The sequence below is a fragment of the Sodalis sp. dw_96 genome (assembly GCF_018449575.1).
Lineage (GTDB): Bacteria > Pseudomonadota > Gammaproteobacteria > Enterobacterales > Enterobacteriaceae > Acerihabitans.
In genome coordinates this window covers 25,654-37,962 of record NZ_JAAVUT010000031.1, presented here as the reverse complement: position 1 = coordinate 37,962, position 12,309 = coordinate 25,654, and the positions used below count along the sequence as shown (strand labels likewise).

The following is a 12,309-nucleotide window of genomic DNA, read 5'->3' as shown; positions in this document are numbered from 1 at the left end:
ACCTGTTAAAGGGAGACCGCGTTTGCCGAGGCCGGGCCGAAGCGGCCCTCAGCGAAAGCCCTTTTCCTGCTTGATCAAATCATACGCCGATTGAATCGCCTGGGTTTTCTGCTTGGCCATTTCCATCATTTCCGGCGGCAGGCCCTTGGCCACCAGCTTATCCGGATGATGCTCACTCATCAGCTTGCGGTAAGCGCGCTTGATGGTAATGGCATCATCGGTGCTGTGCACCCCCAGCACCTTGCAGGCATCCTCGAGGGTCGGACCGGGACGGGCTCCGGACGGTTGATAACCGCCCTGAGAGTAGTGACCGCCCTGGCCGCCGAATTGCTGACCGCCTTCCATCATGCTGAGAAACTGATCGAACTGCATGCGGGAAATACCCAATTCCTCGGCAATGACATACAACACCAGCCGCTCGTTGGGATGCAGCGAACCATCGGCGAACGCCGCCTGAATCTGGATTTCAAGAAACATCCTCACCAAATCGAACCGGCCGAAACACACCCGCCGGAACTCGCGCAACGATTCCCGCAACGGGAACTGGCTCTCTTTACCTTCACGAAAGGCCTGCTGCGCGGCGACCCGGGACGGTTCATCCAGACGCAAACGTTCCATTAACGCATTGGCATTTTGTATATCCGCTTCGGTCACCCGCCCCTTGGACTTGGTTAAATGCCCCATGACCTGAAACGTAGTACGGAAGAAGACATTCTGCCTGGTTTGCTGATCGGCAAAGAAGCCGGGACCGGCGGCTCTGGCCATCCGGGCCCGGTCCACCATATGTCCGATCAAAAAGCCCAATACCACACCCCAAAAGCCGGCACCGGACAGAAAACCTACTATTACGCCCAACAGCTTACCCCAATACCGCATATACTCCTCAATTCACCATGCCGTCGGTTCAAAATTGCTTTATCATACCTGTCATTTATCGCTGTGCCTAACGGTGCACGGATAAACGGCGGGATTTAACACTAGCGCAACTCCGGTGAGTGAGTTAGTCTCTGACCGTTTGACGGCATGAAGCCCAAGATGACGGAACACCCGAAAAGCATATGAAGAAAAGTTTCCCCACATTGCTGGCCAGCCTGATCTGGACGGCGCTTTATAGCCAGCATGCCCTGGCTGATTTCGCCGATCAGTGTCTGCTTGGCGTGCCTGAATACACCAAGCCGCTGGTAACCGGTAATCCGAACCAGTTGCCGGTTCATATCCAGGCGGACCATGCCCAGGCAAATTATCCCGCCAACGCCACCTTTACCGGCAATGTGGATATTCAGCAGGGCAACAGCACCCTGAACGCCAAGCAGGCCGAACTGGATCAAAAACAGACCGGCCAGGCCGCCCCGGTGCGTACCGTGACCGCCACCGGCGACGTCCATTTTAATGATAATCAAATCAAATTGAACGGGCCGAAAGCCTTTTCGAACCTGAACACCAAAGATACCGACGTTTATCAGGGCGACTATCAGATGGTGGGCCGGCAGGGTCGCGGCGATGCCGACATGATGAAAATGCGCGGCAATAATCGCTACACGGTATTGGAAAACGGGACATTTACCTCCTGCCTGCCCGGCAACGACAGTTGGAGCGTCAAGGGCTCCGAGGTCATTCATGACCGTGAGGAGCAGGTGGCGGAAATTTACAACGCCCGCTTTCGCATCGGCGGGGTACCGGTTTTTTACAGCCCTTATATGCAATTTCCCACAGGGGATAAACGGCGTTCCGGTTTTCTGTTGCCCAACGCCAAATACGGCAGCAAGAACGGTTTTGAATTTTCCGCGCCCTATTACTTCAACCTGGCGCCCAACTACGACGACACCCTTACGCCGAATTACATGAGCAAGCGCGGACTGCAGTTGCAGAATGAATTCCGCTACCTCACCACCCCCGGCGCCGGCCTGGTGGAATTCGACTATTTGCCCAACGATTCCGAATACGCCAGCGAGCACCCCGGCGACAGCAGCGCCGACCGCTGGCTGTTGTACTGGCAGCACAATGGGGTGATGGATAACGTCTGGCGTTTCAACGTCAATTATACCCGGGTCAGCGATCCTTATTACTTCCAGGACCTGACCTCGAAGTACGGTTCCACCACCGACGGCTACGCCACCCAGATATTCAGCGTCGGCTATGCGGATCCCAACTGGGAAGTGACGCTGGCCAGCAAACAGTTCCAGCTGTTTTCCGATTACGGCAACAGCAGCTCCTATCGCGCCGCGCCGCAGCTTGACGTCACCTATTACCAGAATGACGTCGGCCCGTTCGATACCAAAATCTACGGCCAGGCCGTCAATTTCACCAGCGCCAGCGGCGACAATCCCAATGCCACGCGGCTGCATATCGAGCCCACCATTGATTTGCCGCTCTCCAACCGCTGGGGCAGCCTGAATACCGAAGCCAAAGTGATGGCGACCCACTGGCAGCAGGAAAACATTGAAGACAATAATGCCAACCCGAGCAATAACCAGCTCAAAGACACGGTGAACCGGGTCCTGCCGCAGTTCAAGACCGACGGTAAAATGGTGTTCGAACGGAATATGGACTGGTCGCAGGATTATACCCAGACGCTGGAACCGCGGATGCAGTACCTGTATGTTCCCTACCGTAACCAGAGCGCCATCAATTCTTACGACTCCACGCTGCTGCAAACCGACTATACCGGTCTGTTCCGCGATCGCAGCTACAGTGGCCTGGATCGCATCGCGTCGGCCAACCAGGTGGCGGCCGGCGTCACCACCCGTATTTATGATGACGCATTGGTTGAACGTTTTAATGCTTCATTGGGTCAAATCTACTACTTCACCAAACCGCGCACCGGCGATATGAACAGCAGCCTGGACAGCGACGCCGATACCGGCAGCGTGGTCTGGGCCGGCGACAGCTATTTTAAAATCAGCGATCAATGGGCGGTGCGCGGCGGTTTGCAGTATGATACGCGCCTGGCCAGCGTCGCCCTCGGGGATGCGGTCCTGGAGTATCGCCGGGACGATAACCGGATGATCCAATTGAACTACCGTTATGCCAGTCCCGAATATATTCAGGCGATGCTGCCTGATATCACCAGTCCGGGTTACCAGCAAGGCATTTCACAGATCGGCACCATCGGCAGCTGGCCGATTGCGGATCGCTGGTCGCTGGTGGCCGCGTATTATTACGATACCAAGGCAAGCCAGCCCGCGGAACAGTTTGTGGGGTTGCAGTACAATACCTGCTGCTGGGCGGTGAATGTCGGCTACGATCGAAAGATTACCAGTTGGAACAGTACCAATAGCACCAGCGTATATGACGACGGCGTGTCGTTAAGCGTAGAACTGCGCGGTTTGACCGGCGATTACGGCCTGGGTACGAAAAAGATGCTGGCCTCCGGCATCATTCCTTATCAACGGGCGTTTTGATGCCGTGTCACACGAGCAAACATTGAACATGAATCCGCGAATGCGGCTGATAGAAATGGAAAAGGTATGAAAAACTGGAGAACGCTTATTCTCGGCATGGCCATCTGTGCCGGCAGCGCGTTTGCGGCGCCGCAAGTGGTGGATAAAGTGGCGGCCGTGGTGGATAACAGCGTCGTTCTCGAAAGTGACGTGGATACATTGCTGGACTCCGTCAAGCGCAACGCCGCGGACGCGCATCAACAGATTCCCGACGATGCCACCCTGCGCCGGCAGATTATTGATCGCCTGATTATGGACAATATCATTTTGGCGCTGGCGCAACGGGCCAATATCACCGTCACGGAAGATCAGCTGACGCAATCCATCGTCCACATTGCCGATCAAAACCACATGACGCTGGATCAGATGCGCAGCCGTCTGGCGGATCAGGGCATCAGCTACGATACTTATCGTAAACAAATCCGCAAAGAGATGTTAATTGCCGAAGTGCGTAACAGCGAGGTGCGCCGCCGTGTGACCATCCTGCCGCAGGAAGTGGATTCCCTGGCGCAGCAAATCGCCGCGCAAACCGGTAACGGCGCCGACTACAATTTAAGCCATATCCTGATCCCGCTGCCGGAGAACCCGTCGCAGGCACAGGTGGATAAGGCGGAAGCCTTGGCGAATTCACTGGTGCAGCAGCTCAAAAAAGGCGCGGATTTCGGTAAAATGGCCATCAGTTACTCCTCCGATCCCCAGGCGCTGAAAGGCGGTCAAATGGGTTGGGGCAAACTAGAAGAATTGCCGACCATCTTTGCTGAGCAGTTGCAAACAGCGCCCAAGGGGGCAATAGTCGGTCCGATCCGTTCCGGGGTCGGTTTCCACATACTGCGGGTCAACGATATTCGCGGCGGCGATCAGAAAGTCTCCGTCACCGAAGTCCATGTCCGGCATATCCTGTTGCGTCCGTCGGTGGTGATGACCGATCAGCAGGCGCAAGACAAGCTCAACGATGTATTGGCGCAGATTAAAAGCGGCAAGATGGATTTTGCCACCGCGGCAAAACAGATTTCCCAGGATCCCGGCTCCGCCAACCAGGGCGGCGATTTGGGCTGGTCTTCTCCGGACTCCTTTGACCCCTCTTTCCGTGACGCTCTGACCTCCCTGAAAAAGGGTCAGATCAGCTCGCCGGTCCGCTCCTCTTTCGGCTGGCATTTGATTCAATTGCTGGATACGCGCCAGGTTGACCGTACCGACGCCGCCAAGAAAGATCAGGCCTACCGCCTGCTGTTCAACCGTAAATTCGCCGAAGAGGCGCAAACCTGGATGCAGGAACAGCGCGCCGCCGCTTATGTCAAAATCCTGGATGACAGCAGTAACAATGGCGACAATGGCCAGTAATCCACGGCTGGTAATTACCCCCGGCGAACCCGCCGGTATCGGTCCGGATCTGATGGCCATGTTGGCACGGCAGGACTGGCCGGTAGAGCTGGTGGTATGCGCCGATCCGGCGGTTCTGACGGCCCGGGCGCGGCAGCTCGGTTTGCCTTTGCGGTTGAATCCTTATCGGCCGGAGCTGCCGGCGGCTCCGCAACCGGCCGGCACCCTTACTGTGCTGGCGGTGGACGCACCTGCCCCGGTGAAGGCCGGTCAACTGGACGTGGCCAATAGCGCGTATGTGGTGGAAACCCTGGCACGGGCCTGCGACGGCTGCTTGAGCGGCGAATTCGCGGCATTGCTCACCGGCCCGGTACATAAAGGCATTATCAACGACGGCGGCCTCCCCTTTACCGGCCATACCGAATTCTTCGCCGATCGCAGCGGCTGCGAACGCGTGGTGATGATGCTGGCCACCGAATCGCTGCGGGTTGCGCTGGCCACCACGCATTTGCCTCTGTCGGCGGTTTCCGGCGCGATTACACGTCAATCACTGCGGGAAGTCATTACCATCCTCCACCATGATTTACGTCTCCGGTTCGGTATCCCCCGTCCGCGGATTTATGTCTGCGGCCTCAATCCCCATGCCGGGGAAGGAGGCCATATGGGCCGGGAAGAGATAGACACCCTGATCCCGGCATTGGATGCATTACGAGCCGAAGGGTTCGATTTGGTGGGACCGCTGGCCGCAGATACCCTTTTCCAGCCCAAATACCTCCGGCATGCCGACGCGGTGCTGGCGATGTATCACGACCAGGGTTTACCGGTACTGAAATATCAGGGTTTTGGCCGCGCGGTCAATATCACGCTGGGATTACCTTTTATTCGTACCTCCGTAGATCACGGCACCGCCCTGGAACTGGCCGGAAGCGGGCAGGCGGAGGCCGGCAGCATCAAGACGGCGCTTAATCTCGCCATAGAAATGATAAATAATCGTAATGGATAAACGTCTTCATCAAGGTCATCTCGCCCGTAAACGCTTTGGGCAAAATTTTCTGCACGACGGGAATATCATCGATTCCATCGTCTCCGCTATCCATCCCCTGCCGGAACAGGCGCTGGTGGAAATCGGCCCCGGTCTCGGCGCATTGACCGAGCCGGTGGCGGAGCGGCTGACTCATATGACCGTCATTGAACTGGACCGCGATTTAGCCGCCAGGCTGGCAACGCACCCCTTTATGAAGGACAAGCTGACCATCCTGCAACAAGACGCCATGACCGTGGATTTCGCCGCCATGGCGCAGCAGTTGGGACAGCCGTTGCGGGTGTTCGGCAACCTGCCTTACAATATTTCCACGCCGCTGATGTTCCATCTTTTCAGCTATACTCAGGCAATCCGCGACATGCATTTCATGTTGCAAAAAGAAGTGGTGAACCGCCTGGTGGCCGGACCGGACAGCAAGGCTTACGGCCGTTTGAGCGTCATGGCGCAATACTACTGCCAGATCATTCCGGTATTGGAGGTGCCGCCCACCTCCTTCAGACCGGCGCCGAAAGTGGATTCCGCCGTGGTGCGTCTGGTGCCTTACAGGGAGTTGCCCTATCCGGTCAGCGATTTGCAGGTATTGGCCCGGATAACCAGCCAGGCATTTAACCAGCGCAGGAAAACCGTCCGCAACAGTCTGGGGCTTCTGTTCACCCAGGAACAGTTGAAGGCGTTGGGGGTTGATCCGATCATGCGCGCCGAGAATATTACCGTGGCGCAATATTGCCAACTGGCGAACTGGCTGGCGGAGCACCCATCGCAACAAGAATGATAGGAGTCAGGCTGTATGATTAATTCGCCGCGCGTTTGCGTTCAGGTTCAGAGCATGTACGTAGAGACACAATCCATCCCTGAAGAGGAGCGTTATGTCTTCGCCTACACAATTACCGTGCGTAACCTCGGACGACACAATGTACAGCTGGTGGGCCGTTACTGGCTCATCACCAATTCCAACGGTAAAGAAACCGAAGTGCAGGGAGAAGGGGTTGTGGGGGAACAACCTCTTATCCTGCCGGGCAACGAGTTTCAATATACCAGCGGGGCCATCCTCGAAACGCCTCTCGGCACCATGGAAGGACATTATGAAATGCTGGATCATCAGGGGCAGTCCTTTCGTATTGCCATTCCCGTCTTCCGATTAGCGATTCCATCACTGATACACTAACCTATGTCGACTTATTTAATTGGTGATATACACGGCTGCTTCGAGGAGCTGAAACTACTTTTGTCCCAGGTGGATTTTAATCCGGCCCGGGACCAGCTATGGCTGACCGGGGATCTGGTGGCCCGAGGCCCGGCTTCCCTGGAAGTCATGCGTTACGTCAGGGATCTAGGGGATTGTGTGCGGCTGGTGCTGGGCAATCATGATTTACATTTGCTGGCGGTATACGCCGGCATCAGCCGCAACAAACCCAAGGACCGCATCACGCCGCTGCTGGAGGCGCCGGATGCCGATGTGCTGATTAACTGGCTGCGCCGCCAGCCGGTGCTGCAGGTGGACGAGGAAAAAAAATTGGTGATGGCCCACGCCGGCATTACGCCGCAATGGGATTTAGCCACCGCCCGCGTCTGCGCCCGCGAAGTGGAAGCGGTGCTGTCCAGCGACAGCTATCCCCTGTTTCTTGATGCCATGTACGGCGATATGCCGAACAATTGGTCCCCTGAGCTTACCGGCTTGTCGCGGCTGCGATTCAGTACCAATGCCTTTACCCGCATGCGTTTTTGCTTCCCCAACGGTCAGTTGGACATGATATGCAAGGACACGCCGGATCGCGCCCCCGCTCCCCTGCGCCCCTGGTTTCTATTACCTGGACCGATAGCGCAAGAGTACAGCATTGTATTCGGCCATTGGGCCTCGCTGGAAGGAAAAGGCACGCCGGAGGGTATTTATGCTTTGGATACCGGCTGCTGCTGGGGCGGAGACTTAACCATGCTGCGCTGGGAAGATAAACAGTATTTTCGGCAGCCGTCCAACCGCCAGGGGGAAAGCGGCATCGAAGCAATGGATCAGGAATGATTTTAGCGGGCAGGCGAATTATGCTCATTTTTTTATAAGCTTTTATTTTATTTAATAGTACCCCCCATCAATCCACGTATCATGCAGCCAGGTTTATTGGCGAGAACATGGCCGTAAACGCTTAAAAATCAAAAGTTAGCCAATACGGTCTCCTTGGGGCCGTAGTGCTTTTGCCTGCGCAGGCCAGACATAACGTACTGCCGATTGTGGCATCGTATTGAATTAAACCAGCCTGAGCGTTCGGCGGGCGCAACGGGCACATTTTTTTTCCGCTTTCACCATCCCGTTTATTATCATTTTCAGAAAGGACTCAAACATGCATATGTATGTTTCAAACGAAACATTTGTCAGAAATGTTGCCCATGGCAAAACCCTCCCGGTAATCTTTACCTCTATAGCCAAATTTTTTAAAAGGGGCTCTAACGCGTCATCGCCCTTCCTAAGCGGTCATAGCCAATCTTCTCCCCCGGCTGTCGTCCAACCGCCTTTAAAGAACGCCGAAGAAATGGCCGCCCTGACGAAATCCATTAAAGATCAGATGACTGCGTTGGCGGTTAGAGTTTGTGGGCGTTTGCCGACCCTTGCTCCGCTACTACGCTGCTTGGAAGATGCTACCTTTGATATCACTTACGATAATATCGAATACCTTATTAATGAAAGGACGGAGGGTGCTGAAAAACACAATTTTTTAAGAACATTAATTACCGATCTCGATCACTGCTCTGCGTCCAAAAATGGCGATGAACTAAATAAAGCATTAGCGATGGCGACCTTACAAAAAGAGGTGTGCGATCTACCCCTCAAAAGCTACGGTAATCTTAATCGGCAACAGCACGGCGAACTCTTTAACAGCGAAGAAATGAAAAAACGCTTTAAAGAGGAAATAACGGAAATCCTGAAGAATTTGCAAACGACATGGAATTTCGCCGCTGCCGACGCTGATTAATCCACTGAAATTTATGCGCTTTTGAAATCATTCCCGCGGAAGCCTTCGTTTCCCATCACAGGCTGGATGGGCTTAATCAAAGACCTCGCCGCTGTAATAAATTGATTGATCGCGGGGTTGATACCAGGCCGGCAACGGGGATTCAGCCGGCCGTTCAAGAAAAGCTAGCGCCGTTCCAGAATTTCAAAACAGAAGCTATGGCTGTTTTTGTCGTCGGCATCATGGAATTCACTGAAGGTGGATTGCCATTGATCCGGTTCGTAATCGGGGAAGTAGGTGTCACCGTCAATTTCCGCGTCGATATGGGTCAGGTAGAGTCGTTGCGCCCGCGGCAGGAATTGCTGATAAATCTTGCCGCCGCCGATGACCATGACCTCTTCCGCCTCGCCTGAGGCAATCAGGGCGTCAGACGCCGAGGCGACCCAGGTGACCCGATCGTCATCAGCGGGATGACGGCTGAGCACGATATTCCGTCGACCCGGCAAGGGCTGCCCAAGGGATTCATAGGTCTTGCGGCCCATAACAACCGGCTTATTCAGGGTATTGCGTTTAAACCATGCCAGGTCGGCGGGCAGATGCCAGGGCATGGCGTTTTCCAGGCCAATCACGCGATCTACCGCCAGGGCGGCAATCAGACTGATAATCATATAAACTCTTACCGGCTATAAAATTGCTGCCACTATACGGAAACTCCAATCTGCCGTCGATAGGGCCGCCCCCTTCCGTTCACAAAATTCGGAAAGCGCCTATCCCGCAACTAAGGCGTCTCAAACACCCGGACGTTTGCGGTAAAGCCACAGCCCCGGTAAAGACAAACCGATGGACAGGGCGCCGACAATAAAACCGGCCTTGAGAAATTGCGTCACCAGCGTCGCCATCAGCGCGTCGCTGTAACCAAGATGGGAAATTTGCACCGCCGCCACCATGGCGCTGTAAGCGGAAATACCGGGAAACATCGGAATAACCGCCGCCACCGTAAATACCTTGGGATGGGCCAATAACCAGCGGGACCAGTGAATACCTATCACCCCGATTAAAATCGAGGCCAACAGAGTGGCCCACTCAATGTTCATGCCGTAGTGCATCATCAGCATGCGCGAGCCATGGCCGATGGCGCCCAACAGGGCGCAATAACGCAACGCCTTGACCGGCACGTTAAACACCATGGCGAAACCCAGGGCCGGCACGGCGGCCAACACCATATCCTCCAGTAACGCCAACAGCAGATTCATGCCCACCCCTTAAAATCCCATACCGCCATGGCCAGGACGATACCGATACAGATAGAGAGCGTCAGCAGGCTGGCCATCGTCCAGCGCGCCAGGCCGGTGTTCACATGGCCTTTAAACATATCAGCCACCGCATTGATCAGCGGAAAACCGGGCACCAGCAGCAAAACGCTGGCGGGCATCGCCACCAGCGACGTATTGTGAAACGCAGGCAGGCGCATCAACAGTCCCGAGGCGGAGGTGGCGACAAACGCGGTGATGCAAAAATTGATCAGGGGGTTCATTTGCCGCGCGGTCAGCAATTGACGGACATACATGGCCAGGCCGCTGGCGCAAAGGGTGACGACAAACGCATCCCAGCCGCCGCCGTTGAGCCGGCTGAAGCAGCCGCAGGATAAACCGACGATGCAGACCATCAGCCAGCGCGGATAACGCAGCGGCCGGATATTCGCCAGCCGCTTGGTCACATCGTCCACGTCCAGTAAATGGTGCTCGGTCATGATGACGATATGCTGCACCTGGGTGACCACATGCATATTGATGCCGCGATCCAGGTTTTTACGGGTGGAGGTCAGGCAATAATCGTTGTTAATCGTGGTGAGAACCACCGCATTGGCCGAAATGGAGCTTTCCACCCGATGGACTCCCAGCGCCAGACCCAGCCGGGTGGACAGCTGTTCCACCAGCATGCTTTCGGCGCCGTACTGCAGCAATAACAGCGCGCATTCGATACAGACCCGGGTAATCACCCGCTGATGATCATGAGACATTTCGCTGACCGTTGACATGCCCTTCGCCTTACCCCGAGTCACGCTACCCAAAGATGCTGTTTCATAACACGTAAAACCACCGCCAGCAAGCCAAGGTTATGTTTGGCAATCGCCCTGCTTGGCAGGGTCAGCTCCCTCGGAATAACGTTTTGCTTTTTTGCCATGACATTTCGTCCCACGTCGAGCATCATGCAAAGCTTCCTGAGACGCCGAGGGACGGCCTCAGGCTTCCACGTCGTCCAGGCTGAAGGTTTCAGCCTGATCGTCGTAAGAAAAAATTTCCGCATAACGGCCCCAATTGATAACCACATCCAGGGTCTCGGCGGCGGCGTTATCCAGCAAAAAATCGTTAAGCTCTTCTTCGAACCGCACCCTGGGCGCCCGGTGACCGGGGCGCTCGTTAAGGACCTGACGGACCCGCGCCGCCAGCGGCACCGAACGCAGCAGATGTTCGGCGAACATCAGCTTGCGCTCCTGAGTACCGTAATCGGCAAATTTTTTCCCCGCCTGGGTCAGTTGGATATCCCCTTTCTGCACGTCGGCAAAACCGAGATATTGCAGCATCTCCACCACCGGGAACAGGTCATCCACCTCCAGATGCAGTGTCCGGGCGATTTCCGGTAAGTCCGCCAGGCCATTATACGGCGCCGCCGCCAACGTTTCGATCAAACCGGCCATCAGATTGGTGGAGACCGACGGCAACCGCGTACCCAATTCCAACCCTTTGCGGGTATCGCCGGTGGTGGCGCGGGCGGTCATCCGCGCATAAATATCATCCACCAGCCGGCGAAACGCCGGATCGAGCCGATTGCGCGGATGGGGAAACGGTACCTGAATTTCACCGATCACAAAGCCGGGATTAGAGGACAGCAGCAAAATCCGATCGCACATAAACACGGCTTCTTCAATATTATGCGTCACGATCAGCACCGCTTTAATCTTCAGGCGCTGCTCATTCCACAGATCGAGCAGATCGGTTCGCAGCGTTTCGGCGGTCAGCACGTCCAGGGCGGAAAAGGGTTCATCCATCAGCAGCAAGGTCGGTTCAACCACCAGCGCCCGGGCGAAGCCGACCCGTTGCCGCATGCCGCCCGACAGCTCGCGCGGATAGGCATTTTCAAAACCGTCCAGGCCGATGAGATCAATGGCGGCCAGCGCGCGTATGCGCCGTTCATGGGCGTTGACGCCGAGGGCCTCCAAACCCGCCTCGACGTTTTGCAATACCGTCAGCCATGGGAACAGGGCGAACGTCTGGAACACCATCGCCACGCCTTCCGCCGGCCCCTCCAACGATTGGCCCCGATAGGTCACCGTACCGGCGGTAGGGCTGATTAAACCCGCGATAATACGCAGCAAGGTCGACTTGCCTGAACCGGAACGGCCCAGCAAACCGACGATTTCTCCTTCCTTGAGCTGCAGATTAACATCGTCAAGCACTAACAATTCGCCTTGGGATTTGTTAAAACCCCGGCTGACATGGTCGACGCGCAGTATTTCGTTTGCTGCCGTCGCTGCTGGATTTCGCATGTTTACATTCTCATGATT

At 55.7% G+C, this 12,309-nt stretch carries 13 protein-coding genes; 7 read left to right on the top strand and 6 right to left on the bottom strand.

Going from position 1 to position 12,309, the window contains the following annotated elements:
- Positions 1-48: 48 nt before the first annotated feature.
- Positions 49-876 (bottom strand): co-chaperone DjlA, encoded by an 828-nt coding sequence (gene djlA / locus HB631_RS25565; RefSeq protein ID WP_213994000.1) that lies wholly within the window; start codon positions 874-876, stop codon positions 49-51.
- Between the two features lie 182 nt (positions 877-1,058).
- On the opposite strand from djlA, the gene lptD reads away from it, so the two are divergent.
- The 7 genes from lptD (at position 1,059) to HB631_RS25530 (ending at position 8,765) form a co-directional block, all read left to right on the top strand.
- A complete protein-coding gene (lptD, locus tag HB631_RS25560; protein WP_213993999.1) occupies positions 1,059-3,401 on the top strand; it encodes an LPS assembly protein LptD in 2,343 nt (780 codons plus the stop codon).
- A 66-nt stretch (positions 3,402-3,467) separates the two neighbouring features.
- Entirely contained in the window at positions 3,468-4,781 is a 1,314-nt protein-coding gene (gene surA, locus HB631_RS25555) for a peptidylprolyl isomerase SurA (RefSeq protein ID WP_213993998.1), read from the top strand.
- Positions 4,771-5,763, top strand: a complete 993-nt coding sequence (gene pdxA, locus HB631_RS25550; RefSeq protein ID WP_213994003.1) for a 4-hydroxythreonine-4-phosphate dehydrogenase PdxA — start codon at positions 4,771-4,773, stop codon at positions 5,761-5,763. Before surA ends, pdxA begins: the two co-directional genes overlap by 11 nt.
- Positions 5,756-6,574, top strand: a complete 819-nt coding sequence (rsmA, locus tag HB631_RS25545; protein ID WP_213993997.1) for a 16S rRNA (adenine(1518)-N(6)/adenine(1519)-N(6))-dimethyltransferase RsmA — start codon at positions 5,756-5,758, stop codon at positions 6,572-6,574. The genes pdxA and rsmA overlap by 8 nt, the downstream gene beginning before the upstream one ends.
- A gap of 15 nt (positions 6,575-6,589) precedes the next feature.
- Entirely contained in the window at positions 6,590-6,967 is a 378-nt protein-coding gene (gene apaG / locus HB631_RS25540; RefSeq protein ID WP_132925919.1) for a Co2+/Mg2+ efflux protein ApaG, read from the top strand.
- 3 nt (positions 6,968-6,970) lie between these two features.
- The gene (gene apaH / locus HB631_RS25535; protein WP_213993996.1) at positions 6,971-7,819 is read left to right on the top strand and encodes a bis(5'-nucleosyl)-tetraphosphatase (symmetrical) ApaH; all 849 of its coding nucleotides are present in this window, start codon (positions 6,971-6,973) and stop codon (positions 7,817-7,819) included.
- A gap of 316 nt (positions 7,820-8,135) precedes the next feature.
- Positions 8,136-8,765, top strand: coding sequence for a hypothetical protein (locus tag HB631_RS25530; RefSeq protein ID WP_213993995.1), 630 nt, complete (start codon positions 8,136-8,138; stop codon positions 8,763-8,765).
- Positions 8,766-8,929: 164 nt separating this feature from the next.
- Here HB631_RS25530 and folA read toward each other — a convergent pair whose 3' ends face one another.
- The 5 genes from folA to HB631_RS25505 form a co-directional block, all read right to left on the bottom strand.
- Positions 8,930-9,409 (bottom strand): type 3 dihydrofolate reductase, encoded by a 480-nt coding sequence (folA, locus tag HB631_RS25525; RefSeq protein WP_213994002.1) that lies wholly within the window; start codon positions 9,407-9,409, stop codon positions 8,930-8,932.
- Between the two features lie 123 nt (positions 9,410-9,532).
- Entirely contained in the window at positions 9,533-9,997 is a 465-nt protein-coding gene (locus HB631_RS25520) for a threonine/serine exporter (protein WP_213993994.1), read from the bottom strand.
- Positions 9,994-10,782, bottom strand: coding sequence for a threonine/serine exporter ThrE family protein (locus tag HB631_RS25515; protein WP_213993993.1), 789 nt, complete (start codon positions 10,780-10,782; stop codon positions 9,994-9,996). Before HB631_RS25515 ends, HB631_RS25520 begins: the two co-directional genes overlap by 4 nt.
- A 20-nt stretch (positions 10,783-10,802) precedes the next feature.
- Positions 10,803-10,955 carry a hypothetical protein gene (locus HB631_RS25510; protein WP_213993992.1) on the bottom strand — a complete coding sequence of 51 codons (153 nt, stop codon included), beginning with the start codon at positions 10,953-10,955 and terminating at the stop codon, positions 10,803-10,805.
- 31 nt (positions 10,956-10,986) lie between these two features.
- Positions 10,987-12,291: a nitrate/sulfonate/bicarbonate ABC transporter ATP-binding protein gene (locus HB631_RS25505; protein ID WP_213993991.1), complete on the bottom strand. Its 1,305-nt coding sequence runs from the start codon at positions 12,289-12,291 to the stop codon at positions 10,987-10,989.
- Positions 12,292-12,309: the final 18 nt, after the last annotated feature.

Coding starts and splice junctions, on each gene's coding strand:
- rsmA (WP_213993997.1), top strand. CDS start 5,756: ATGGATAAACGTCTTCATCAAGGTCATCTCGCCCGTAAACGCTTTGGG.
- HB631_RS25530 (WP_213993995.1), top strand. CDS start 8,136: ATGCATATGTATGTTTCAAACGAAACATTTGTCAGAAATGTTGCCCAT.
- surA (WP_213993998.1), top strand. CDS start 3,468: ATGAAAAACTGGAGAACGCTTATTCTCGGCATGGCCATCTGTGCCGGC.
- djlA (WP_213994000.1), bottom strand. CDS start 876: ATGCGGTATTGGGGTAAGCTGTTGGGCGTAATAGTAGGTTTTCTGTCC.
- HB631_RS25520 (WP_213993994.1), bottom strand. CDS start 9,997: ATGAATCTGCTGTTGGCGTTACTGGAGGATATGGTGTTGGCCGCCGTG.
- HB631_RS25505 (WP_213993991.1), bottom strand. CDS start 12,291: ATGCGAAATCCAGCAGCGACGGCAGCAAACGAAATACTGCGCGTCGAC.
- lptD (WP_213993999.1), top strand. CDS start 1,059: ATGAAGAAAAGTTTCCCCACATTGCTGGCCAGCCTGATCTGGACGGCG.
- apaG (WP_132925919.1), top strand. CDS start 6,590: ATGATTAATTCGCCGCGCGTTTGCGTTCAGGTTCAGAGCATGTACGTA.
- HB631_RS25510 (WP_213993992.1), bottom strand. CDS start 10,955: ATGATGCTCGACGTGGGACGAAATGTCATGGCAAAAAAGCAAAACGTT.
- apaH (WP_213993996.1), top strand. CDS start 6,971: ATGTCGACTTATTTAATTGGTGATATACACGGCTGCTTCGAGGAGCTG.
- pdxA (WP_213994003.1), top strand. CDS start 4,771: ATGGCCAGTAATCCACGGCTGGTAATTACCCCCGGCGAACCCGCCGGT.
- HB631_RS25515 (WP_213993993.1), bottom strand. CDS start 10,782: ATGTCAACGGTCAGCGAAATGTCTCATGATCATCAGCGGGTGATTACC.